We start from the raw sequence: 22,939 nt of genomic DNA on the forward strand, positions 1-22,939 counted from the left end.
GTTCGCTCCGGAGGCCGCACTCGCGTCGGTGCGAACTGTTCTTCGAGTACGGCGTTGAAGAGCGCCGCCATGTCCTCCTTCTCCAGCCCCGCCGACCGGGCCCGCGCGGCCCACTGCGCGAGCTCCCCCCGCAGCGGTGAGTCGGCCGGCGCGCTGCCCAGCGTCTTCCGTACGAACGTGCCGAGGCCCCGGCGTGCCTCGACGAGGCCCTCGCGCTCCAGTTCGCGGTACGCCTTGAGCACGGTGTTCGGGTTGATGGCCGTCGCCTCGACGACCTCGCGCGCCGTGGGCAGCTTGTCGCCGGGCTCCAACAGGCCGAGGCGCAGGGCCTGTCGGGTCTGCTGGACGATCTGGAGGTAGGTGGCGACGCCGCTGCGCCGGTCGATGCGGTATTCGACCACTGCCTTGCACCACCCTTTCACTAAGTAAGTAGTGAAAGGGTGGTGCAAGAAAGGGGCGACGTCAATGGGCGCCGCCCCTCGGGCCGTACGGTCTGGGGGAAAGTGCTGGTCAGGACTCCGTGCGGTACATCAGATCCGTCTCGTGGGTCACGAAGCCGAGCCGCTCGTAGACGCTCACGGCCGCCTTGTTGTCCGCGTCCACGTACAGCATCGCGGTCGGCAGGCCGGCCTTCGCGAGGTGGCGCAGGCCCGTCGTCGTCAGGGCCTTGCCGAGGCCGCCGCCCTGGGCGCCGGGGCGCACCCCGACGACGTACACCTCGCCGAGGTCCTCCTGCGCGTGCACCTTCGTCCAGTGGAAGCCGATCAGCTCCCCGTCCTTCTCGGCGAGGAAGAAGCCGGCCGGGTCGAACCACGGCTCCGCCTTGCGGGCGTCCAGGTCGCGCTGGGTGAGGGAACCCTGCTCGGGGTGGTGGGCGAAGGCCTCGGCGTTCACCGCGAGCCAGGCGGCGTCGTCCTGCCCGGGTACGAAGGTCCGTACGGACACGCCCGCCGGGAGGACCGGGTCCGGCAGGTCCAGGTCCGCCAACGGCCTGCGCATCTGCCGCAGTTCGCGGAAGAGGGTGAGGCCGAGGACCTGGGCCAGGTGCCGGGCGGCGGAGTGCCCGCCGTGCGCCCACACGCGCAGCCGCCGCCCGGACTCGCCGAGCAGCGCGCTGCCGAGCGCCCGGCCGTCACCTCGGCCGCGGTAGGAGGGGTGGACGACGAGTTCGGCGGCCGGGGCCTCCACCGGGTCGGTGTCCTCCAGCTGCGCGTACCCGACGAGTTCCTCGCCGACGCCGAGCAGCAGGTGCCGCACCCCCTCCCGTGCCCCGCCGCGGAGCTGCAACCGCCCCTGCTCGGACACCGCCTGCTGCCCGTCGGTGCGGGCGGCCTCCGCGAGGAGCGCGAGCACGGCGTCGGCCTGCGCGGGGTCGAGGGCGGCGAGAGTGTCGATCTTCCGGAGGGGAGCGGGAGCCTCGGCGGGCCGGTCGTCAGTCATGGGTCGAGGGTACGGCGAGCGGCGACGGGAGGGCTGGAGCGGTCCGGGGCGGCCCGGGGTGTCCGGGGTGGTCGGAGGGCCGGTCCGGAGCCGTACGACCCGCGGCGCTCCGAAGCCGTACGACCCACGGCGCTCCGGAGCCGTACGACCCGCGGCGCTCCGAAGCCTTACGACCCGCGGCGCCCCGGAGCCGTACGGCCCCCGGGCCGCTCCGGAGCCGTGCCGTCCGGGGCGCTGGGTCACGTACCCCCGAGGTGCGAGAACCGGACATCGGAGGAAGTGCCCGTATCGCCCGCGATGGCAACCACCTCGTAACCCGTGACCCCCTGTTGCGCTACGCGCGTTGACTCTAGGCTGCGCTCGGCGGAATCGCCCTTCCAGTCGTCTCACACATCCCCAGGGGGACACGTGTCAGCCACATCCCGGCCCCGCGGGCCCAGGCCCGGACTCCGCGCCACGCGCGTACTCGCCGCGGCCGCCTCGCTCGCCACCATCGGCGCGCTGGCCGCCGCCCTTCCCGCGAGCGCGGGGCAGGACCACGCGGGCGGGGGCAAGGGCGGCGGGAAGCGCACGGTGGACGTGCAGCTCCTGTCGTTCAACGACTTCCACGGGAACCTCCAGCCGCCCGCCGGCTCGTCCGGCCAGGTCACGGAGAAGCAGCACGACGGCACCGAGAAGAAGATCGACGCCGGTGGCGTCGAGTACCTCGCCACGTCCCTGCGCACCGCCCGCAAGGCGCACCCCTACAGCGTCACCGCGGCCGCCGGTGACCTCATAGGCGCCAGCCCGCTGCTCTCCGGCCTCTTCCACGACGAGCCCACGATCCAGGCGATGAACAAGCTGGACCTGGACGTCACCAGCGTCGGCAATCACGAGTTCGACGAGGGCGCCGAGGAACTGGCCCGCATGCAGTACGGCGGCTGCCACCCCAAGGACGGCTGCTTCGAGAAGGACAAGGCCGGCAGGCCCAAGGAGTTCGAGGGCGCCGACTACCCCTACCTCGCCGCGAACGTCACGGACGAGAAGACCGGCAAGCCCCTCCTCAAGCCCTACTGGGTGTGGAAGCACAAGGGCGTGAAGGTCGGCTTCATCGGCGTCACCCTCGAAGGCACCCCGAACATCGTCTCCGCCGACGGCGTCAAGGGCCTGAAGTTCCACGACGAGATCGAGACCGTCAACAAGTACGCGAAGATCCTCGACCGGCAGGGCGTGAAGTCCATCGTCACGCTCATCCACGAGGGCGGCGCCCCCGCGAGCCAGACGTACAACTACGACTGCGACTCGCCGGGCGCGGGCGACGGCATCTCCGGGCCCATCACCGACATCGCCAAGGGCATCACGCCCAAGGTCGACGCGCTCGTCACCGGGCACACGCACGCCGCGTACGTCTGCACGATCCCGGACCCGTCCGGCAAGCCCCGCATGGTGACCTCGGCGTCCTCCTACGGGAAGCTCTACACCGACACCACGCTCACGTACGACCGCAGGACCAAGGACATCGTCCGTACGAGCGTGAGGTCCGCGAACCACGTGGTGAGCCGGGAGCAGGCCAAGGCCCCCGACATGACCTCGTTGATCACCCGCTGGGACAAGCTGGCCGCGCCCGTCGCGAACCGGCCCGTCGGCTACATCGCCGCCGACATCCCCGGCCGTGGCGCGGGCGTGCCCGAGTCCCCGCTGGGCGACCTGATCGCGGACGCGCAGCTCGCGCACGCCAAGTCCCTCGACCCCGAGGCCGACCTGGCGCTGATGAACCCCGGCGGCATCCGCTCCGACCTCGTGCACAAGGCGAGCGGCGGTGAGGGCGACGGCGTCGTCACCTACGGCGAGGCGTTCACCGTGCAGCCCTTCAGCAACACCGTCAACCTCGTCGACCTGACCGGCGCGCAGCTCGTCACCGCCCTGAAGCAGCAGGTCAGCGGGGCCAATGAGGCCTCCCCGAAGATCCTCCAGGTGTCGGACGGACTGACGTACACGCTGGACATGACGAAGACGGGCGCCGACCGGGTCGTCACCGACTCGATCAAGCTGAACGGCAAGGCGCTCGACCCGTCGGCCACCTACCGCGTCGCGCTGAACTCCTTCCTCGCGGGCGGCGGCGACGGTCTGCCCGAGCTGGGCAAGGGCACGAAGCCGCTCGTCGGCGCCGATGACCTGAAGGCGTTCAACGACTATCTGACCGCCAACTCCTCGGCGGCCAAGCCGATCGCGCCGCCGAAGGCCGACCGGATCACCATCGTGAAGTAGCGCTCACCTCGGCGCTTACCGGAGGTAGAGCTTGGGGTGGGGTGTGAACGTATGGTGAGATCATCTGATGCGTTCCCCCCACCGCATAACCCCGCAACCGCCCCCGGACCAGCCCTACAGCACCCCGAACCGGCCCGCCGACCCCGCGAACCGGCCCGCCGGAACCCCGGAAAAGCCCTACAGAAACCCGTACGACGAGCTGGCCGACCTCGCTCCGAACCCGCTGGAGGAGTTCCTCCACGAGGACAAGTCGGCTGAGGCGGAAGCGCCTTGGGAGCCGCCCAACCACCGGCGGGGCAGTCGCCGCCGGGGCCGCAGCCGGGGCCGGGGCAGGGCCCGCCGCCGCTTCGCCGGGCTGCCGCTCGCCGCGAAGGCCGTGGTGGCCGTCCTCGTCGCCGCCGCGTTCCTCGCCCTCGGCGACCGCTGGGCGCTGCTCTACGCCGAGCACGAGGCGGCGGAGAAGTTCAAGGAGCAGCTGGACCTGAGCGCGGCGCCCGAGGTCGACATCGAAGGGTTCCCGTTCCTCACGCAGGTCCTCGACCAGCGCCTGGACCGGGTGAAGGTGACCGTCCCGGACGTCGCGGCCGACCGCGTCTCGCTCGCCAAGGTCTCCGCGACCGCCACGGACGTCACGCTCCTCGGCGATGGGCCCACCTCCATCAAGGGCGCCCGCATCGGCGCGATGGACGGCGAGGTACTGCTCTCCTTCGAGGACCTCAACCGTGAACTGGGCGCCTCTCAGGTGACGTTCACCGGCAAGGGCCGCGACCAGGTCCTCGCGCGCGGCACGCTGCCCGTCGCCGGGCACGACCTGAAGGTGCGCGCCGACGCCCGTATCCAGCGCAACGGCGAGCGCGGCATCTCCACCGACATCGGCGGCATGAGCCTGCAACTGGGCGACCTGGCGACGTACCGGCCGGGCACCCGCGAGAAGGAGGGCCTGCACCTGTCGCGCAGCTCCGCCGACCGGGTGGCCAAGGAGACGGCGAAGGCGAAGGCGCTGCTGGCGGTCCCGGCGATCGTGAAGCGGCTCGGTGTCCCCGACTCCGTCGTGCGCGAGGCCCTCAAGAGCGACGCCAAGCTGGGCGAACTCACCGGGTCACCGAAGTTCGTGCACGACGTGATGGGCCTGAACCTCATCGACGTGGCGATGGGCCACCCCGCGCTGCTGAAGAAGCTCGGCCTGGACCCCGCCCTGCTCAAGGGCCTGGCCCAGCTCACCCGTCCCGCCCTCGCCGACCGCCTCACCCTCGCGTTCCAGCTGCCGAAGCTGCCGGGCGAGGGGACGGTGGCGCTGCGGGACGTGACCGTGGAGGAGGAGGGCATCCGGGTGCGGCTGACCGGGACGGGCCTCGGCTTCGGCCCGTAGCCCCCATCGGGCCGTTTCCAAAGGCTCACCGGGCCGTTTCGAGGGCGGCGCGCCATGCCGGGCTGTCCACGTAGTGGTTGTCGTACAGCTCGGAGGAGTCCTTGATCTCCTGCGGGCTCGCCTCGCCGCGCGTCACGCGGCCGAGGAGGCGCAGGTAGTCGAAGCGGGGCAGGCCCGGCGTGAAGACGAACAGCACGTCGGCCTCCCGGCCCGGAGCGGCGGCGAAGGCGTGCGGGGTGTGCGGCGGCACCAGCAGGAAGTCGCCCTGGCCCAGTACCTGGACCTCGTCGTCGACGAGCACCTGGAGGGCGCCGCCGATGACGAAGAACAGTTCGGAGGCCCGGGTGTGGAAGTGCGCGGGAGCGCCGACGGCGCCCTCGGCGAACGTCGAGCGGTAACTGGTGACCGTGCTGCCGTCGGTCCCGCAGTCGGCGAGCAGGGTCATGACGCTGCTGGGGTCGCTCGTGGTCTCGGCGGTGGCGGCGCGGGTCAGGACCGGCTTGGCGGTGCTGGCGTTCATCGGTGTTCCCCCTGCTCGGGCGGCGGTCCCGGGGACTCCCGAGGCCTTGTGCGTACGACTCTACGGAGCGGATTGACCCGAGCGGGGGTGCAATTGCGGGCCGGAACGGCCGGTCAATTCTGGCCTCGGTCAGCACGGAACACACCGTCCCCGTCAGCTGAACACACCGTCCCCGTCAGGGGAGTTCGCTGGGCGGGGGAGTCGACGCTCCCGGGAGGCGGACGGAGGCCACCGTGCCGCCGCCGTCCGCCGCGGCCAGCGTCACCTCGCCGCCGGACTGGCGCACCGTGCGGTCCACGATGGACAGGCCCAGGCCGGAGCCCGGCAGGCTGCGGGCGGACGGTGAGCGCCAGAAGCGGTCGAAGACATGGGGGAGTTCATCGGCGGCGATGCCGGGTCCGTGGTCGCGTACCGTCAGTTCGCCGCCCCGCAAGGCCACTTCGATGGTCGAGCCCGACGGGCCGAACTTGACCGCGTTGTCCAGGAGGTTGACGACGGCGCGCTCCAGGGCGGCCGGTTCCACGCGGACGTACCAGGGCGCGAGGTCGGCGGCGAAGGTCAGTTCGGGGCCGCGCAGGCGGGCCCGCTCCAGGGCGGTCTCCACCAGGTCGTGCAAGGCGATCACCTGCACCTTGCCGCCGCCGTGGCCCGCGTCCGGCCGGGACAGTTCCTGCAGGTCGCCGATCAGCGAGGCCAGTTCCGTCATCTGGGCCTTGACGGAGGCGAGCAGGGCCCGGCGGTCGTCGGGCGGGATGGCCCGGCCGGTGTCCTCGCTGCGGGCGAGCAGCTCGATGTTGGTGCGCAGGGAGGTCAGCGGGGTGCGCAGCTCGTGGCCGGCGTCGGCGATGAGCTGCTGCTGGAGGTCGCGGGAGGAGGCCAGCGAGGCGGTCATGGAGTTGAAGGACTCCGACAGGCGGGCGATCTCGTCGTGGCCGTCCACGGGGATGCGCAGGTCGAGGTCCTCGGTGCGGGCCACGTGCTCCACGGCCTCGGTGAGCCGGTCCACCGGGCGCAGACCGGTGCGCGCCACCCAGAGGCCGGCGGCACCCGCGCCGAGGATGCCGATGCCGCCGACCGCGGTGAGCAGCAGGGCCAGCTTGTTGAGGGGCTCGTCGATCTCGGAGAGCGGGCGGGCCAGGGACACCGTGTAGCGGCCGTCGGGGTCCACCTGGGTCAGTACGCGCACCGCGGCCCCGTCGTCGGTCCTGGCGTCGTGCAGGGCCTGCGGCCGCAGGTGCTGGGCCACTTCGACGTCGGGGTCCTGGACGGCCACGGGCGTGGAGCCGCGGCCCACGCAGCGGGAGCCGTCGGGCCGGATGATCTGGACGAAGACGGTGGTGGTGCCGGGTGACGTCTCGGCGTTGGGGCTGGTGCGGTCGTCGTTGCACTCGGCGGCCGTGACGTCCAGGTAGACGCGGCCGACGTTCAGGCTGCGCAGTGAGTCGTCCAGCTGGCCGCGCAGCTGGGCGCGGGTCAGCACCCAGCAGGAGACGGCGACCGCCGCGACCGCGAGGGCCACGGCGACGGTGACGAGCAACGCCAGCCGCGAGCGCAGCGGCAGCCCCCCGAACCGTCGGACGGGCCCGCTCACTCGCCGCCCCTCAGGACGTAGCCGACGCCCCGCACGGTGTGCACGAGGCGGGGCTCGCCGCCCGCCTCCGTCTTGCGGCGCAGGTACATGACGTAGACGTCCAGGGAGTTGGAGGTGGGCTCGAAGTCGAAGCCCCAGACGGCCTTGAGGATCTGTTCGCGGGTCAGGACCTGCCGGGGGTGCGCCAGGAACATCTCCAGGAGGGTGAACTCCGTGCGGGTCAGCTCCACGGTGCGCCCGCCCCGCGTGACCTCGCGCGTCGCCAGGTCCATCCGCAGGTCGGCGAAGGCGAGGGTGTCGCCCTCCTCGGCCCGCCCCGCGCCTGCGGCGTACGAGCTGCGTCGCAGGAGCGCGCGGATGCGGGCGAACAGCTCGTCCAGTTCGAACGGCTTGACCAGGTAGTCGTCGGCGCCGGCGTCGAGCCCGGTGACGCGGTCGCCGACCGTGTCGCGCGCGGTCAGCATCAGGATCGGCGTGGTCGATCCGCCGGCGCGGAGCCTGCGGGCGGCGGTCAGGCCGTCCATGCGGGGCATCTGGATGTCGAGTACGACGAGGTCGGGGCGGTAGGCGGCGGCCTTCTCCAGCGCGTCGGCGCCGTCGACGGCGACCTGCGTGCCGTACCCCTCGAAGGCGAGACTGCGTTGCAGCGCCTCCCGCACGGCGGGCTCGTCGTCCACGATCAGGATGCGCTGCTGCTCGCGGTCACCGGCGCGGTCGCCTTCGGCGGGGCTCATGTGCTTCGGACTTCCTCGGGTATGGGGGCGGAAACGGGTCCGGTATCAGCCTCGCACGCGGCGGTGGCCGGGGTCAGTCCGTGGCGCCGGCGCGGAGGGTGTCGAGGTCGGCCTTGACCGTGTTGACCGGGATGGCGAAGCCGAGGCCGACGCTGCCGGCCGCGGCGTCGCCGCTGCCCTGCGCCGACGAAGCGGGCGAGTACATCGCGGAGTTGATGCCGATGATGTTGCCGTTCATGTCGATGAGGGCGCCGCCGGAATTGCCGGGGTTGAGCGAGGCGTCGGTCTGGAGGGCCTTGTACGTGGTCTTGGACGACCCGGTGTCGCCGTTGAACTCCCGCCCGCCGAACTCGAAGGGCCAGCCGCCCTGGGGGCCCTGCGGCTGCTCCTGGCCCTCGCCGGTGGGGACGGTGACGTCCCGGTCGAGCGCGGAGACGATGCCGCTGGTGACGGTGCCGGTCAGGCCCTCGGGGGAGCCGATGGCGACGACCTCGTCGCCGACCTTGACGCCGGCGGAGTCGCCGAGGGTCGCCGGCTTCAGCCCGGAGGCGTTCTTCAGCTGGATGAGCGCGAGGTCCTTCTTGCTGTCGGTGCCGACGACCTCGGCGTCGTACGTCTTGCCGTCGTGCGTCCGCACCTTGATCGAGGTGGCGCCGGAGACGACGTGGTTGTTGGTGATGATCTCGCCGTCGCTCCTGGTGATGACACCGGAGCCGGTGGACTTGCCCTGGGCGGTGGTGGCGCTGATCTCCACGATGCTGGGCGCGACCGCCTCCGCGACCCCGGAGACGGTGCCGCGCTTGCTGGTCGGCACGACGTCGGTGCTGGTCGCCGAGGTGGTGGCGCCCTGGTCCGTCAGGGTCTGCACGGCGTACGCGGTGCCGCCGCCGACGGCCGCGGCCGCGATGGCCACCGCGGCGAGCAGGGCCATGGGGCCCTTGGCGCGGCGGCTCCTCGGGAGGGTGGGGATGGTCCGGGTCGCCTCCGGCGCGTAGGCGGGCGGGGGCGGGTACGCGCCCTGCGTACCGCCGTGGTGCACCGGCGCGGACGGCTGCTGCGTGGGGTACTCGCCGCTGTGGCGGAAGGTCTCGGTCATGCCTTTGAGATTGACCGGCGCACATGAGAGCTGCCTGAGTACGTCCTGAGAAGCCCGGCAGAAGTGCGTATGCCCCTTATAAAGCCCGGGGCGATGCATGTCGGGCCCGTGGTGAGGCGCCTACGCGGGCGTCCCGGCCGGGGTGCTCACCGGCAGCCGCAGGACTGGCGTACGACCAGCCGCGAGGGGAACAGCTTCAGCCGTTCCCGGCGGGAGCCGGCCACACGCAGGCCGTCGTCCAGGACGAGGTCCACCGCGGCGCGGGCCATCGCCGGCCGGTCGGAGGCCACCGTGGTCAGCGGCGGATCGGTCAGGCCCGCCTCCTTGACGTCGTCGAAGCCGGCGACGGCCAGCTCCCCCGGCACGTCGATGCGCAGCTCCCGCGCGGCCCGCAGCACCCCGATCGCCTGGTCGTCCGTGGAGCAGAAGATGGCGGTGGGCCGGTCGGGCCCGGCGAGCAGCTCCAGGCCGACCTGGTAGGCGTCGTAGCGGTTGTACGGGGCTTCGAAGAGGCGGCCCTCCACCGACCGCCCGGCCTCCCGCATGGCGCGCCGCCAGCCCTCGACGTGGTCGGAGACGGGGTCGCCGACGGTCGGGGTCCCGGCCATGCCGCCGAGGCAGGCGACGTACTCGTGGCCGTGTTCGAGCAGGTGTCGGGTGGCGAGCTGCGCGCCGCCGACGTCGTCCGTGACCACGGCGACATCGTCGATGGCCTCGGGCCGCTCGTGGAGCAGCACCACGCGCGCGTCCCAGGCGTCTATCTCGGCGGCGGCCTGGTCGGTCAGGCCGTGGCTGACGAGGATGAGGCCGGAGACCCGCATGCCCAGGAAGGCGCGCAGATAGTGGGTCTCGCGCTCCTCCACGTAGTCGGAGTTGCCGACGAGGACCATCTTTCCGCGCTCGGACGCCGCCTGTTCGACCGCGTGCGTCATCTCCGCGAAGAACGGCTGGCGCGCGTCGGGCACGATCATGCCTATGAGGTCCGTGCGCCGGGACGCCATGGCCTGCGCGACCCGGTCCGGGCGGTAGCCCAGCTCCTTGATCGCGGCGAGTACACGCTCGCGCGTGGCCGGGGCGACCGGCCGGGGTCCGTTGTTGATGACATAGCTGACGACGGCGGTCGAAGTACCCGCCAGTCGCGCCACGTCATCCCGAGTCACCTTGGCCACGCGCGGAGTCTACGCGGATGGAACTCCCGCTGGGCAGGCCGTACGGCGGCTTCCTACGAAGCGGCCTTCGAAGCCGACTGCGCCTTCTCCTTGGCCTTCTCCTCCTCGGCCGCCCGCTCGACCTTCTCCGGCACCACGAAGCGGTAGCCGACGTTGCGGACGGTGCCGATGAGCGACTCGTGCTCGACGCCGAGTTTCGCGCGCAGCCGCCGCACGTGGACGTCGACCGTGCGCGTGCCGCCGAAGTAGTCGTAGCCCCAGACCTCCTGGAGCAGCTGGGCGCGCGTGAAGACCCGGCCCGGGTGCTGCGCCAGGTACTTCAGCAGCTCGAACTCCTTGAAGGTCAGGTCGAGGACCCGGCCCTTCAGCTTCGCGCTGTACGTCGCCTCGTCCACGGAGAGGTCGCCGTTGCGGATCTCCATGGGGGAGTCGTCGGAGGTGATCTGCTGGCGGCCCATCGCGAGCCGCAGCCTCGCCTCGACCTCGGCGGGCCCCGCGGTGTCGAGGAGCACGTCGTCGATGCCCCACTCCGCGGTGACGGCCGCGAGGCCGCCCTCCGTGACCACGAGGACCAGCGGGCAGCCCGGTCCGGTGGAGCGCAGCAGCTGGCAGAGGCTGCGTACCTGGGGAAGGTCCCGGCGGCCGTCGACGAGGATGACGTCGGCACCCGGGGTGTCGACGAGAGCGGGTCCTTCCGCCGGGGCGACGCGCACGTTGTGAAGGAGCAGGCCGAGGGCGGGGAGCACCTCCGTCGACGGCTGGAGGGCATTGGTCAGGAGCAGCAGAGAGCTCATCGCGTCTCTCCCCCGAGCTCTCGGCTCCGCGCGAGCAGGGGGGACCCCCACCCCGGCTCTGTCCTGCGGTCGTGCACGGTTCGCTCGCCCATAACGTCGGTTCCTCCTCGGTCCCTGCGGAGGGGCTCCCCCGGCTCCTGCGAGCCGGCGGGCGTTTACGGCACTGCTTCGTAATGGTTCTCGGTGGCTCGGTGACGCGCCTGAAAGCACAAAAGGACCCGGGGGCTGCGTCGCCCGGATCCTCTGCCCAGCAGAATAGCTCACATGAGTTCCGGTCCGGCAGGTCAAGCGGCGCGATCTTCTGTGCAGCCGATCACTCGCGCGTCGTCCCGCGTTCCACGGCGCGCCACGCTCCGTACGCCGGACGGGGTCGCCGTCGACGCCGCGTACGCCCCGGGTCCCGGGGGCGCGGACGAGGTCGCGATCGTCGTCGCGCACGGCTTCACCGGCGATCTCGCGCGGCCCCACGTGCGCCGCATCGCGGGCGTGTTCGCCCTGCGTGCGGCCGTGATCACCTTTTCCTTCCGGGGGCACGGGGCCTCCGGCGGGCACTCCACGGTGGGCGATCGCGAGGTGCTCGACCTGGCGGCGGCGGTGGAGTGGGCGCGCTCGCTGGGCCACGCGCGCGTGGTGACCGTCGGGTTCTCGATGGGCGGTTCCGTCGTCCTGCGGCACGCCGCGTCGCACCGGGGGCGCACGGAAGCGCGGACGGACGCGGTGGTCGCGGTGAGCGCCCCGGCGCGCTGGTACTACCGGGGCACCGCGCCCATGCGCCGGTTGCACTGGGTCGTCACGCGCCCTGCCGGGCGGGCGCTCGGCCGCCTGGGACTGCGCACCCGGATCCACCCGCACGAGTGGGACCCCGTCCCCCTTTCGCCGGTCGAGTCCGTCCCCCTCATCGGCGCGACCCCGCTGCTCGTCGTGCACGGCACCCGGGACCCGTACTTCCCCCTCGACCACCCCCGGACACTGGCCGCCGCCGCGCCGCACGGGGTCGAGCTGTGGCTGGAAGAGGGCATGGGGCACGCGGAGCACGCGGTCTCGGACGAGCTGGCCGGGCGGATCGCGGCGTGGGCCACGGCATCATGGACGTCGGCAACCGCCGACTGAGAGGAGAGCGTCGCATGGTGAACGGCACCATTCGTTACTGGGCCGCTGCCAAGGCGGCCGCGGGCGTCGCCGAGGAGCCGTACGCGGCGACGACGCTCGCCGAGGCGCTGGACGGCGCCCGCGAGCGGCACCCCGGCGAACTGGCCCGGGTGCTGCGGCGCTGCTCCTTCCTGATCGACGGTGCCCCCGTAGGTACCCGCGGGCATGAGACCGTACGGCTGGCCGAGGGCGGCACGGTCGAGGTGCTCCCGCCGTTCGCAGGAGGATGAGCGCCATGTCCGATCAGCCGTACGAGGGGTATGAGGGGTACGAGGGCTACGACCCGTACTCCGGGCAGCGCCACCCCCACTCCCCGTATCCCGAGCAGCAGCGGTACCCGCAGCAGCCCCATCCGGAGCAGCAGCCGTACGCCCAGCAGCCGTATCCGGAGCAGCAGCAGTACCCGCAGCAGTCCCACCCCGAGCAGCAGCCGTACGCCCAGCAGCCGTACGCCCAGCAGCCGTATCCCGAGCAGCCGTATCCGCAGCAGTCCTACCCGCAGGAGCGGTACCCGCAGGCGCACGGCCATGAGCAGCACGCCCAGGACCAGTACCTTCAGCAGTGGGAGGGGCAGACCTGGGAGACGCAGGCGCAGCCGCCCGTGGCGGTGGACGTGACGGAGACGGCGTACCTGCCCCTCCAGGGCGAGGCACCGGCACCGAGTGCCGCGCGAAGTGCCGCGAAGGCCCCGGGGGACGGGCCCACCTACGGCCGCGCCACCACCACCGGCAACGCCCGCGTCACCGACGCCCAGCGGGCCCGCGCAGAGGGGCGCTCGCCGGTCATGGAGCCGGGGATGCAGCCCGCCGCCCTGACCGCGGTCCTCGGGCTGCTGCTCGCCGCGGGGGCCGCCGTCGGGCCGTACGCGCTGCTCGTGCCGCTGGTGATCCTCCAGGCCGTGACCGCCGCCGGCTGGTTCCGCCTCAACGGCATGTGGCCGGCCCGGCAGGGCATCGCGCTCGCCTTCCTGGGCGGGGTCGCCGCCGACGCCGCGCTGCTGGCCGTGGGCAAGGAGCACGCGCCCGCCGCCATCCTCGGCACGCTCGGGGTGTGGGTGCTGCTGGTGCTGGTCCTCCAGCTGCGCAGCCGCGCGGGCGCCGACGAGCGGATGTACGGGCTGATGGCCACCGTCGTGTCGGCCGCCCTCGCGATCATCGCGGCCGGGCACCTCGCGGCCGCCGCCGACGCCGTCACCGTGGGCGGTGTCGCGGTCGCCGCGGCGATCCTCGCCCGCGCGCTGCCGCTGCCCACGCCCGCCTCCGTCGTCGTCGCGCTGCTCGCGGCGACCGGGGCCGGTCTCGCCGCCGGCGGGATGACGGACCTCGGCACCAAGAGCGCGCTGCTCGCCCTCGGCGCGGGCGTCTGCGCGCTGGTCGGACACCGGGTGGCCAGTTACGACTACCCGTCGCGGTTCGTGCACATGACGGCGGGTGTCGCGCTGCCGCTGGCGGCCGCCGCGCCGGCCGTCTACGTCCTCGGGCGCGCCATCGGCTGACGTCCGCCCCCGGCGGAACGTTCGTCACAGCTGTACGACAGGTCCCCGGCCGATCCCATCGGCCGGGGACCTGTCCTTTAGGCTCGCGAGGGACAGTCGACACGGGGGATCAAGGTGGGGGAACGCCGGACATGAGCAAGCGCGCCGTACGAATACTGCTGATCGTCGTCGTGGTCCTCGGGGGTCTGTTCGTGGCGGCCGACCGGCTCGCCGTGAACTTCGCCGAGGGCGAGGCGGCGGAGAAGCTGCGCACCAACGAGGGCCTTGCCGAGGAACCCGACGTCTCCATCAAGGGCTTCCCCTTCCTGACCCAGGTCGCGGGCGGAGAGCTGGACGAGGTGGAGGTCGGCATCAAGGACTACGACGCGAAGTCCGGCGCCGACTCGATCCGCATCGCCGACCTGGAGGCCCACATGAAGGGCGTGAAGTTCTCCGGCGACTACAGCTCGGCGACCGCCGCGACCGCCTCGGGGACGGCCCGCGTCGGCTACGACGAGCTGCTGAAGGCGAGCAAGTCCGAGCCCGTGGACCTGCCGCTCGGCGCCAAGGGCAAGGTCATCGGCCTCTCCGACGGCGGCAACGGCAAGATCAAGGTCGAGGTCGAGGTCAGCAAGGGCGGCGCGAAGCTGCCCAAGCCCGTCCACGTGCTCAGCTCGGTCCGCGTCGAGGGCGACCACATCAAGGTGCACGCCGACGAGATCCCGAAGAAGCTGGACGTCCTCGGCATCTCCATCCCGCTGCCCGAGGGCATGGTCCGTGACGTCACCGACTTCGACCAGAAGATCGACGACCTGCCGGCCGGGATCAAGCTGAAGAGCGTCGAGGCCGCGCCGGACGGCGTGGACATGTCGGTGACCGGCTCGAACGTGAGCCTCACCGGCTGATTCCCGCCGCTCGCCCCCAGCCGTGTCCGCAGTGCGAGACAGGGCCGTCCGGCGGGCGGATGTGACGGGAGCTACACGGGGCCCGCGACCCCACCGGGGCGGTCGCGGGCTTCAACCATTCTCAGATGGTGGACGATCGTGTCTCACTATGCGGAGCGCCGGTGACACAGCCACCCCGGCATCCCTACGATCGGCACCATGAAGCGACAGGCGGACCTCACGAAGCGGCGGGCAGTAGACCTGTGCCGCGTCGCCGCCATGCTCTGTCGCCCCTTCTAGCGGGAGCTGTCACTCCCGTATTCCCCCGGCCCGACGACGACTTCGGTCAGGGCCGCCCCCCCCGTGCACGTACGCCGCGCCTCCCCGCGTTTCCCAGGCGTACCCGCACGTCCCCTCGCACAGCCGTACCGCCGTAACTGCCCCGGAGGAGAGAAGCATGAGCCGCAGCGACGTCCTGGTAGACGCCGACTGGGTCGAGGCCCACATCGACGACCCGAAGGTCGTCCTCGTCGAGGTCGACGAGGACACCTCCGCCTACGACAAGAACCACATCAAGAACGCGGTCCGCATCGACTGGACCAAGGACCTCCAGGACCCGGTCCGCCGTGACTTCGTCGACCAGGAGGGCTTCGAGAAGCTCCTGTCGGCGAAGGGCATCGCGAACGACTCCACCGTCGTCCTCTACGGCGGCAACAACAACTGGTTCGCGTCGTACGCCTTCTGGTACTTCAAGCTCTACGGCCACCAGGACGTGAAGCTCCTCGACGGCGGCCGCAAGAAGTGGGAGCTGGACTCCCGCGACCTGGTCGACGGCTCCGAGGTCCCGAACCGTCCGGCCACCCAGTACAAGGCCAAGCCGCAGGACACCTCGATCCGCGCCTACCGCGACGACGTCGTGGCGGCCATCGGCGCCAAGAACCTGGTCGACGTGCGCTCGCCCGACGAGTTCAGCGGCAAGCTGCTCGCCCCGGCCCACCTCCCGCAGGAGCAGTCGCAGCGCCCCGGCCACGTGCCGAGCGCCCGCAACATCCCGTGGTCGAAGAACGCCAACGACGACGGCACCTTCAAGTCCGACGAGGAGCTGAAGGCCCTCTACGAGGCCGAGCAGGTCGACCTCGCCAAGGACACCATCGCGTACTGCCGCATCGGTGAGCGCTCGGCCCTGACCTGGTTCGTCCTGCACGAGCTGCTCGGCCAGACCAACGTCAAGAACTACGACGGCTCCTGGACCGAGTACGGCTCGCTCGTCGGCGTGCCGATCGAGCTCGGCGCCAACAAGTAGCGCTCCCGACCTCTCCCCTCCCCCTCCCCCTCCCCCTCCTCCCCTCCCTCTCATCTCAGGACCCTCAGGAGTACGACATGTGTGGAGCAAAGGCCGGCGGCCCCGACGCTTCGACGATCAAGCCCGGTGAGACCACCATCCAGGGCCAGGTGACCCGCGACGGCGAGCCCGTCACCGGTTACGTGCGCCTGCTCGACTCGACCGGCGAGTTCACCGCCGAGGTCCCCACCTCGGCGACCGGCCAGTTCCGTTTCTACGCCGCCGAGGGCACCTGGACCGTCCGGGCGCTGATCCCCGGCGGCACGGCCGACCGCACGGTCGTCGCGCAGCAGGGCGGCCTCGCGGAGGTGGCGATCGCGGTCTGATCCGCCTCGCGCCGAGAACGGCCGAGGGGCCGCACCCCAGGGGGTTGGACGCCACTGGAACGGGGTGCGGCCCTTCGGCGTGTCCGGGCCTAGTCTGGAGACATGTACGCGCGACGGCGCCGCAGCTACTTCGTCATGATGGGCACGTGCATCGCCCTGTTCGTCCTGGCCTGGGGCGTCGTGCGGCTCTGGTCGGTCCCCGTCGCCGTCGGCATGTGCGTCGTGGCCATGGTGATACCGCCGGTCGCCGCCATGGTCGCCAACCGGCGGGGACCCGACGACCGCTGGTGGGACGATCCGTCGGGCGACCCGAAGTCCGACGAGTGGTGGGACGAGCTGGACGGCAGGCGCCCCCGTCAGTAGACGAGCGCCTGGACGCCGTCCGTCGTCGCCTCCTGGACGAAGACCTGCGCGCCCGCGATCCGCACGCCGGGGATGACGTCCTGCTCGGAGATCTCGCGGCGCGCCGCGCACTGCGTGCAGAGCGTGATCCGGCCCGCCGCCATGATCGAGCCGATCAGATCCGGCAGCGGCGCGGCATGCGGAAGATCGAACTCCGCCGCGCGGCCCGGCAGCGCGAACCACGAGGACTCACCGGTCAGCCACAGCGACACCTCCACCCCGCTGGCCACGGCCACGGCCGCCACCGTGAAGGCCTGGGAGCAGCGCTCGGGGGCGTCGGCCCCGGCGGTCACCTTGATCACGAGCTTCTTCGCCATGGCCGCATCGTAAGGCCCCTCACAGAGAGGGACGGGCTTCGCCCGACTACAGTGGGACCGGCTCTGATACCTGCCCCAACAGCTCACCGAGGAGCACCCCGTGCTTGAGGCCTTCTTCTCCGCCCTGCTGGTTCTTGTCTGCGTCGGCGTTCTCGCCTTCGCCGGGCTCACCGTGAAGAAGCTGTACCAGGGCCAGCGCTGACCCCCACCCGTCGCCCGACCACACAGATCGCCTGAGCTTCCCATGATCGAGATTCCGTCCGACCTGAACCCCTCCCTCGTCCCCCTCGCCTTCCTCCTCGGCAACTGGGCGGGCGCGGGCGTCACCGACTTCCCCGGCGCCGAGAAGGCGAACTTCGGCCAGGAGGTCTCCTTCACGCACGACGGGCGGGACTTCATCGAGTACCGCTCGTACACCTGGGTGCTCGACGCCGAGGGCAACAAGGTGAAGCCGCTGGAGACCGAGTCCGGCTTCTGGCGTGTCGACAAGGACCGGAAGGTCGAGGTCGTCATGGTCCGCGACGACGGTGTCGTCGAGGTCTGGTACGGCGAGCTGGCCGACAAGAAGCCGCAGATCGACCTGGTCACGGACGCCGTCGCGCGCACCGCGGCCGCGGGCCCCTACACCGGCGGCAAGCGGCTCTACGGCTATGTGAAGGGCGACCTGATGTGGGTCGGCGAGAAGCAGACCCCCGAGGTACCGCTGCGCCCCTACATGTCGGCGCAGCTCAAGAAGGTCGTCACGCCCGAGGAGGTCGCCGACATGGCGCGCAATCTCGGTGATCTCCCCGACGACGGCATCGCTTTCTTCAAGTAGACCTAGACTTGGCGGCGTGGCGAGCACCGACTCCGACTGGAAGAGCGACCTGCGGCAGCGCGGCTACCGGCTGACACCGCAGCGCCAGCTTGTCCTCGAAGCCGTCGACACCCTGGAGCACGCGACCCCCGACGACATCCTCTGCGAAGTGCGCAGGACGGCGTCGGGGGTCAACATCTCCACGGTCTACCGCACCCTGGAGCTCCTGGAGGAGCTGGGCCTGGTCAGCCACGCCCACCTCGGGCACGGCGCGCCGACGTACCACCTCGCGGACCGCCACCACCACCTGCACCTGGTCTGCCGGGACTGCACGGACGTCATCGAGGCCGACACCTCCGTGGCCGCGGAGTTCACCGCCAAGCTGCGGGACACCTTCGGCTTCGACACCGACCTGAAGCACTTCGCGATCTTCGGGCAGTGCGGGAAGTGCCGCCAGGAATAGCGGGGACCCCGGTCAGAAATAAAAGCCGGCGCCCGCTGGTCGTACTCTTTGTGAACATGAAGAGCCCCCTGTTGTCCCTGCCCGGCGCCGTCCCCGCCGAGGGCGTGGACGAAGGCGTCGCCGCCCACTACGGCGAACTGTTCCGCGAGCAGCGTTCCCTCGCCGACGGCGCCGGTTTCGTCGACCTCTCGCACCGCGGGGTGGTCACCGTGACCGGCTCCGACCGGCTGAGCTGGCTGCATCTGCTGCTCACCCAGCACGTCAGCGAGCTACCCGCCGGCCAGGCCACCGAAGCGCTGATCCTCTCCGCCAACGGCCACATCGAGCACGCCCTGTATCTCGTGGACGACGGCGAGACCATCTGGGCGCACGTCGAGCCCGGCACCCAGGGCGCCCTCATCGCGTACCTGGAGAGCATGAAGTTCTTCTACCGCGTCGAAGTCGCCGACCGCACCGACGAGTTCGCAGTCGTGCACCTGCCCGCCGGTTCCATCGCCCCGGTTCCCGAGGGTGTCGTCGTACGGGAGACGGCGTTCGGCCGCGACCTGTTCCTGCCGCGCGCCCGCCTGGAGGCGTACGCGGCGGACAACGGCCCGGCGGCCGGGCTCCTCGCGTACGAGGCGCTGCGGGTGGAGGCCCACCGGCCCCGCCTCGGTTTCGAGACCGACCACCGCACGATCCCGCACGAGCTGGGCTGGATCGGCACGGCCGTGCACCTCCAGAAGGGCTGCTACCGGGGGCAGGAGACCGTCGCCCGCGTCCACAACCTCGGCAAGCCGCCGCGGCGGCTCGTCTTCCTCCACCTGGACGGGAGCGAGGTGCATCTGCCGGTGGCCGGTACGCCGCTGCAGCTCGCCGCCGAGGGGGCCGAGGGGCGGAAGCTGGGGTTCATCACGACCGCCGTACGCCATCACGAGCTGGGGCCGATCGCGCTGGGGCTCCTCAAGCGGAATGTGCCGGTGGACGCGGAGCTCCTCGCCGGGGGCGTTGCCGCGGCCCAGGAAGTCGTCGTCCAGCCGTAACTGAGCCGCCGCTGCGCGGTGGATGTCTCCCACCCACCCGTCTCGGCCCGTCCAGGTCCGTACCGGTCACATCTCCAGGAGCACCGTGAACGGGCCGTCGTTCGTCAGGGTCACCCGCATCTGCGCCCCGAACCGGCCCGTCGCCACCGTCGCGCCCAGGGCACGTAGCTGGGTCACCACCTCGTCCACCAGGGGTTCGGCCACCTCGCCGGGGGCCGCCGCGTTCCAGGTGGGGCGGCGGCCCTTGCGGGCGTCGCCGTAGAGCGTGAACTGGCTGACGACGAGCAGCGGCGCGTCGATGTCGCCGCACGACTTCTCGTCGGCCAGCACGCGCAGCGTCCACAGCTTGCGGGCCAGTCGCGCCGCCTTCTCCTCGGTGTCGTCGTGCGTGACGCCCACCAGGACGCACAGGCCCTCGCCGCTGATCTCGCCCACCGTCTCGGGCCCGTCCTCGCCGTCGACGACCACGCTCGCGCCGTCGACCCTCTGCACCACTGCTCGCATGCGGCCATCATGCCGTGCCGGCCGGGGTGCCCAGGGGCGGCCCGTCCGGCGTCGCGGATCCCCCCATCTGGGGCTGATTCCGGGCACTCATTCACATAGCGACCACTTGGGGTGGCACCATGCTCACACGCGGTGTACCGCGTAGGCCGGTCGAGGGGACGGGTAGAGCACATGAACACACCGAGCACAGGGCACTCGCCCGGCCGCGTCTCGCTGCGGCGTCCACAGGTTCCGCGGCCTCCCACGCAGCGCACGGGCAGCCCGCTGCTGCCCGCCGTGCCCCAGCACGACCTGATGGCGCGGCGCCTGCCCGAGCTGCGCGAGCTGCGCCGGGCCGCGCAGCAGGACGAGGCCGACCTCAGCTATGTGCGGCGGCTGCTGCAGGGGCGCATCGACATCCTGCGGGCCGAGATCGCGCGCCGCAGGGACCGGCCGGCGCCCCGGCCCAAGGGCGCGGTCGTCGACCGGCTCTCGGAGATCCTCGCGGACGCCCCGGCCCGGCACCGCTCCTCCGCCCGGCACGTCACGCTCGGCACCCCGCACAGCGAGGAGTACCGCCTGCTGGCCACGGAGATGCTCGCCGAGGTCGAGCTGTCCGACCTGGCCGCCCGCACGGACGAGGAACTGCACGCGGCGATGGGCCGCCTCGTGGGGTACGAGCAGCAGGTCTCGCGGTGCCGGCAGTCCCTCCAGCGCACGGCGGACGACTGCAGCGCGGAGATCGCCCGGCGCTACCGGGAGGGCGAGGCGCAGGTGGACGACCTGCTGGTGTGACCGGGGCGGGCGAAAATCCCGGTGCGCCGACGGGGCCGAGCCGCCTAGCGTGGGCGGATGAGCGATCTTGAGGACGATGTCGAGGGCGATGCGGCGGGTGACACCGAGGGCGGCGTCGACGTAAGAGCGGTCACCGAGGAGGAGTTGCCCCTCTGGCTGCGCGCCGCCAACGCGGGGTTCCTGCGGCCGCTGGCCACCGTCTCCGACGAGATGGTGGCGTACGCCCGCACCCGTGGTGACCTGGACCGGTTGCGGGGCGCCTTCGAACGGGGCCGCTGCGTGGGCACGTACCGCTCGCTGCGGCAGGAGCTGACCGCGGTGGGCGGCGCCCCGGTCGCCGCCAACGCCGTCTCGGCGGTGACCGTGGCGCCCACCCACCGGCGGCGCGGCATCCTCACCCGCATGATGAGCGCGGACCTCGCGGCGGCGAAGGCGCGCGGCGACGTGGTCGCCACGCTGATCTCCGCCGAGTACGGCATCTACGGCCGGTTCGGCTTCGGTCCCGCGACCTCGATGGCCGAGTGGACGGTCGACGTGACGCGCTCGGGGCTCGACCCGCGCTGGTCGGGGCCGCAGGAGGCCGGGGCCCGCATCGACCTGGTCGACGGCGACGAGGTACGCAAGTCCGGCCCCGAGCTGCACGAGCGGTTCCGGGCGGCGCAGCACGGCGCCATCTCCCGCGACGAGCACTGGTGGCAACGGAACACCGGGCGGCACGCCATGCCCGAACAGCCCTGGCAGGAGCCGTTCTACGCCCTCTACCGCGACCCCTCGGGCCGCGTCGACGGACTGGTCGCGTACCGCGCCACCGACGAGGAGTGGAGCGAGACCCTCCAGCCGCGCAACGTCCTGACGGTGCTCTCGCTGACCGCCGTCACGCCCGCCGCCGAGCGGGCGCTGTGGCACTACGTGTGCTCGGTCGACCGGGTCGTGACGGTGAAGTCCGGCTGGCGGGCCCCCGACGACCTGCTCCCGCAGCTGCTGCCCGACCCCCGTGCCGCCAGGGTGACCGGGCACTCGGACTGGCTCTGGGTGCGGATCCTGGATGTCGTACGGGCCCTGGAGGCGCGTACGTACGGCGGGGCGGGCTCGCTCGTCCTGGAGGTCACCGACGCGGCGGGGCTCGCGGGAGGGCGCTATCGGCTGGACGCGGCGCCGGACGGTGGCGCGGTGTGCGCGCCGACCCGTCTTGCCGCCGATCTGAGCTTGGACGTCGCGGAGTTGGCGCGGCTGTGGCTGGGGGACGAGTCGGTGTCGCGGCTGGTGGCGCTGGGGCTCGTGACTGAGGAGCGGGCCGGGGCGGCCGCGGTGGCCGACGCCCTGTTCCGCGCGGCCCGGCGGCCGTGGTGCCAGGACATCTTCTGAGGCCGGTCCGCGAAGGGTGAGCCCCGGCCCCCCGTAGCCGGGAGCCGGGGCTCGCTTTTCCGACGGCCGACCGGTCTCCCGGCTCCCCTCCGGATGGGTTCCCGGTCAGTCGGAACTCACCGGGTGGCCAACCTCCACGGGCTCCGACCATGTCGCCGAAGTTGGCCACCAACTCCAACTGACTTATCTCCGCCCGGAGTCGACTCATAACCACCTTTCCCGCAACTCCCCAAAGATGGCGCGAAGTTGTACGGTTTGGTTGTGAGTACGGAACACGCGCCCGTCAACGGCAGCCGGGGACGGCGTTCCCACCGCGAGGTGGCCGACGTGCTGCGCGACCGGATCAGGTCCGGTGCGCTGCGGCCGGGCCAGCGCATGCCGACCCAGGCCGAGCTGGCCGAGGAGTTCGGTGTGGAGCGCGGGACCGTGCGCGAGGCGCTGCGCATCCTGCACCATGAGCACCTCCTGTCCAACGTGTCCAAGGGCAGCCCCGCGACGGTCGCCGAAGCGACGGAGCGCGCGCCCGCGTGCGACGGGTCGGTGCGCCCCCAGCCCACGACGGTCGGTCTCGCGCCGCGTGTCGCGGCCGCCTTCGAGGCCCCGCGCGTGGAGATCGACGCGCTCTGCCTGACCTCCGTCTCACTGACCATGGCGATCGGTGAACCGCTCCGGCGGATCCACGCCGGGGGGCGCGAACCGGCCAAGGTCGACGTGCGGGTGCTGCTGCCGAGCCGGGACATCGCCCTGGCCTTCCCCACGCCGGTCGGCGGCGGGGACGAGGGCGGCCGGATCCACCGCCGCTGGCTCGACCAGCGCAACGCCCAGGGACAGGTGCTGCGCCACAACCTCCTGGCGCTGCGCGCCTCGCACGGCGTCGACGTGTCGGTGCGCTTTCGCGCGCTGCCGTTCACGCCGCCCGTGAAGCTGTATCTGCTCAACGGCGCGGAGGCGCTCTTCGCGTACTACACGCTCAGCAAGCGGGACGAGGAGATCGGCCAGGAGTCCCTGGAGATGTACGACGCGCAGGGCACGCAGTCGATGCTCTTCCCGTTCCGGCGGGGCGACGGGCTGCGGGACACGACGTTCGTGGACCAGTCCCACCTGTGGTTCGACGCCCTGTGGGACACGATCAGCCGGGACCTGGAACTGGCGGCGTGCTGA

General features: G+C 71.9%; 25 protein-coding genes and 1 pseudogene. 16 read left to right on the forward strand and 10 right to left on the reverse strand.

The genetic code is table 11. The features are described from left to right. Positions 1–32 precede the first annotated feature (32 nt). Together ACZ5GP_RS15370 and mshD are read right to left on the reverse strand one after the other, a co-directional pair. A pseudogene (locus ACZ5GP_RS15370) lies at positions 33–401 on the reverse strand (GntR family transcriptional regulator); the annotation flags it as partial. A 109-nt stretch (positions 402–510) separates the two neighbouring features. Then, positions 511–1,440, reverse strand: coding sequence for a mycothiol synthase (mshD, locus tag ACZ5GP_RS15375; protein WP_468751314.1), 930 nt, complete (start codon positions 1,438–1,440; stop codon positions 511–513). A 408-nt stretch (positions 1,441–1,848) separates the two neighbouring features. On the opposite strand from mshD, the gene ACZ5GP_RS15380 reads away from it, so the two are divergent. Together ACZ5GP_RS15380 and ACZ5GP_RS15385 are read left to right on the forward strand one after the other, a co-directional pair. Next, complete coding sequence (locus tag ACZ5GP_RS15380) at positions 1,849–3,687, forward strand: bifunctional metallophosphatase/5'-nucleotidase (RefSeq protein ID WP_468751315.1); 1,839 nt, start codon at positions 1,849–1,851, stop codon at positions 3,685–3,687. A 67-nt stretch (positions 3,688–3,754) separates the two neighbouring features. After that, the gene (locus tag ACZ5GP_RS15385; RefSeq protein ID WP_468751316.1) at positions 3,755–5,056 is read left to right on the forward strand and encodes an LmeA family phospholipid-binding protein; all 1,302 of its coding nucleotides are present in this window, start codon (positions 3,755–3,757) and stop codon (positions 5,054–5,056) included. Between the two features lie 25 nt (positions 5,057–5,081). Here ACZ5GP_RS15385 and ACZ5GP_RS15390 read toward each other — a convergent pair whose 3' ends face one another. The 6 genes from ACZ5GP_RS15390 to ACZ5GP_RS15415 all read right to left on the reverse strand — a co-directional run bounded on the left by ACZ5GP_RS15390 (position 5,082) and on the right by ACZ5GP_RS15415 (position 10,960). After that, positions 5,082–5,576, reverse strand: coding sequence for a cupin domain-containing protein (locus ACZ5GP_RS15390; RefSeq protein ID WP_468751317.1), 495 nt, complete (start codon positions 5,574–5,576; stop codon positions 5,082–5,084). A gap of 175 nt (positions 5,577–5,751) precedes the next feature. Next, entirely contained in the window at positions 5,752–7,167 is a 1,416-nt protein-coding gene (locus ACZ5GP_RS15395; RefSeq protein WP_468751318.1) for a sensor histidine kinase, read from the reverse strand. Continuing rightward, entirely contained in the window at positions 7,164–7,901 is a 738-nt protein-coding gene (locus ACZ5GP_RS15400) for a response regulator transcription factor (protein WP_468751319.1), read from the reverse strand. Before ACZ5GP_RS15400 ends, ACZ5GP_RS15395 begins: the two co-directional genes overlap by 4 nt. A gap of 73 nt (positions 7,902–7,974) precedes the next feature. After that, positions 7,975–8,997, reverse strand: a complete 1,023-nt coding sequence (locus ACZ5GP_RS15405; RefSeq protein ID WP_468751320.1) for a S1C family serine protease — start codon at positions 8,995–8,997, stop codon at positions 7,975–7,977. A gap of 146 nt (positions 8,998–9,143) precedes the next feature. After that, positions 9,144–10,166, reverse strand: a complete 1,023-nt coding sequence (locus ACZ5GP_RS15410; RefSeq protein ID WP_320590568.1) for a LacI family DNA-binding transcriptional regulator — start codon at positions 10,164–10,166, stop codon at positions 9,144–9,146. Positions 10,167–10,219: 53 nt separating this feature from the next. Next, positions 10,220–10,960, reverse strand: a complete 741-nt coding sequence (locus tag ACZ5GP_RS15415) for a response regulator transcription factor (RefSeq protein WP_468751321.1) — start codon at positions 10,958–10,960, stop codon at positions 10,220–10,222. 264 nt (positions 10,961–11,224) lie between these two features. Here ACZ5GP_RS15415 and ACZ5GP_RS15420 point away from each other — a divergent pair, with 264 nt between their 5' ends. The 8 genes from ACZ5GP_RS15420 (at position 11,225) to ACZ5GP_RS15455 (ending at position 16,498) form a co-directional block, all read left to right on the forward strand. Continuing rightward, positions 11,225–12,070 carry an alpha/beta hydrolase gene (locus tag ACZ5GP_RS15420; protein WP_468751322.1) on the forward strand — a complete coding sequence of 282 codons (846 nt, stop codon included), beginning with the start codon at positions 11,225–11,227 and terminating at the stop codon, positions 12,068–12,070. A 14-nt stretch (positions 12,071–12,084) separates the two neighbouring features. Continuing rightward, complete coding sequence (locus ACZ5GP_RS15425; protein ID WP_358584814.1) at positions 12,085–12,339, forward strand: MoaD/ThiS family protein; 255 nt, start codon at positions 12,085–12,087, stop codon at positions 12,337–12,339. A 5-nt stretch (positions 12,340–12,344) separates the two neighbouring features. Next, positions 12,345–13,604 (forward strand): hypothetical protein, encoded by a 1,260-nt coding sequence (locus ACZ5GP_RS15430; RefSeq protein ID WP_468751323.1) that lies wholly within the window; start codon positions 12,345–12,347, stop codon positions 13,602–13,604. 131 nt (positions 13,605–13,735) lie between these two features. Continuing rightward, positions 13,736–14,488 (forward strand): LmeA family phospholipid-binding protein, encoded by a 753-nt coding sequence (locus ACZ5GP_RS15435; protein WP_468751324.1) that lies wholly within the window; start codon positions 13,736–13,738, stop codon positions 14,486–14,488. A gap of 198 nt (positions 14,489–14,686) precedes the next feature. Then, positions 14,687–14,767, forward strand: a complete 81-nt coding sequence (locus tag ACZ5GP_RS15440; RefSeq protein ID WP_350751515.1) for an Ms5788A family Cys-rich leader peptide — start codon at positions 14,687–14,689, stop codon at positions 14,765–14,767. A 157-nt stretch (positions 14,768–14,924) separates the two neighbouring features. Beyond that, on the forward strand, positions 14,925–15,770 hold the full coding sequence (locus ACZ5GP_RS15445; protein ID WP_468751325.1) for a sulfurtransferase: 846 nt from the start codon (positions 14,925–14,927) through the stop codon (positions 15,768–15,770). Between the two features lie 77 nt (positions 15,771–15,847). Then, positions 15,848–16,135 carry a DUF1416 domain-containing protein gene (locus ACZ5GP_RS15450; protein WP_358584821.1) on the forward strand — a complete coding sequence of 96 codons (288 nt, stop codon included), beginning with the start codon at positions 15,848–15,850 and terminating at the stop codon, positions 16,133–16,135. 102 nt (positions 16,136–16,237) lie between these two features. Then, the gene (locus ACZ5GP_RS15455; protein WP_468751326.1) at positions 16,238–16,498 is read left to right on the forward strand and encodes a DUF3099 domain-containing protein; all 261 of its coding nucleotides are present in this window, start codon (positions 16,238–16,240) and stop codon (positions 16,496–16,498) included. Here the strand turns inward: ACZ5GP_RS15455 and ACZ5GP_RS15460 are convergent. Continuing rightward, positions 16,492–16,854 carry a DsrE family protein gene (locus ACZ5GP_RS15460; protein WP_358584823.1) on the reverse strand — a complete coding sequence of 121 codons (363 nt, stop codon included), beginning with the start codon at positions 16,852–16,854 and terminating at the stop codon, positions 16,492–16,494. The two genes, ACZ5GP_RS15455 and ACZ5GP_RS15460, sit on opposite strands and share 7 nt — an antisense overlap. Before the next feature lie 244 nt (positions 16,855–17,098). Here ACZ5GP_RS15460 and ACZ5GP_RS15465 point away from each other — a divergent pair, with 244 nt between their 5' ends. The 3 genes from ACZ5GP_RS15465 to ygfZ are packed head-to-tail and all read left to right on the forward strand — an operon-like array spanning position 17,099 to position 19,135. Next, the gene (locus ACZ5GP_RS15465) at positions 17,099–17,671 is read left to right on the forward strand and encodes a heme-binding beta-barrel domain-containing protein (RefSeq protein WP_358584824.1); all 573 of its coding nucleotides are present in this window, start codon (positions 17,099–17,101) and stop codon (positions 17,669–17,671) included. A 16-nt stretch (positions 17,672–17,687) separates the two neighbouring features. Further along, positions 17,688–18,113, forward strand: coding sequence for a Fur family transcriptional regulator (locus tag ACZ5GP_RS15470; RefSeq protein WP_468751327.1), 426 nt, complete (start codon positions 17,688–17,690; stop codon positions 18,111–18,113). A gap of 56 nt (positions 18,114–18,169) precedes the next feature. Continuing rightward, positions 18,170–19,135, forward strand: a complete 966-nt coding sequence (gene ygfZ / locus ACZ5GP_RS15475; protein WP_468751328.1) for a CAF17-like 4Fe-4S cluster assembly/insertion protein YgfZ — start codon at positions 18,170–18,172, stop codon at positions 19,133–19,135. A gap of 66 nt (positions 19,136–19,201) precedes the next feature. Here ygfZ and dtd read toward each other — a convergent pair whose 3' ends face one another. Beyond that, positions 19,202–19,639 carry a D-aminoacyl-tRNA deacylase gene (gene dtd, locus ACZ5GP_RS15480; RefSeq protein WP_468751329.1) on the reverse strand — a complete coding sequence of 146 codons (438 nt, stop codon included), beginning with the start codon at positions 19,637–19,639 and terminating at the stop codon, positions 19,202–19,204. Positions 19,640–19,810: 171 nt separating this feature from the next. On the opposite strand from dtd, the gene ACZ5GP_RS15485 reads away from it, so the two are divergent. The 3 genes from ACZ5GP_RS15485 (at position 19,811) to ACZ5GP_RS15495 (ending at position 22,939) form a co-directional block, all read left to right on the forward strand. After that, positions 19,811–20,413: an RsiG family protein gene (locus ACZ5GP_RS15485; protein WP_468751330.1), complete on the forward strand. Its 603-nt coding sequence runs from the start codon at positions 19,811–19,813 to the stop codon at positions 20,411–20,413. A gap of 57 nt (positions 20,414–20,470) precedes the next feature. Beyond that, positions 20,471–21,778 carry a GNAT family N-acetyltransferase gene (locus ACZ5GP_RS15490; protein ID WP_468751331.1) on the forward strand — a complete coding sequence of 436 codons (1,308 nt, stop codon included), beginning with the start codon at positions 20,471–20,473 and terminating at the stop codon, positions 21,776–21,778. Between the two features lie 255 nt (positions 21,779–22,033). Next, positions 22,034–22,939: a winged helix-turn-helix domain-containing protein gene (locus ACZ5GP_RS15495; protein ID WP_468751332.1), complete on the forward strand. Its 906-nt coding sequence runs from the start codon at positions 22,034–22,036 to the stop codon at positions 22,937–22,939.

The sequence above is a fragment of the Streptomyces sp. NPDC031466 genome (assembly GCF_055581265.1).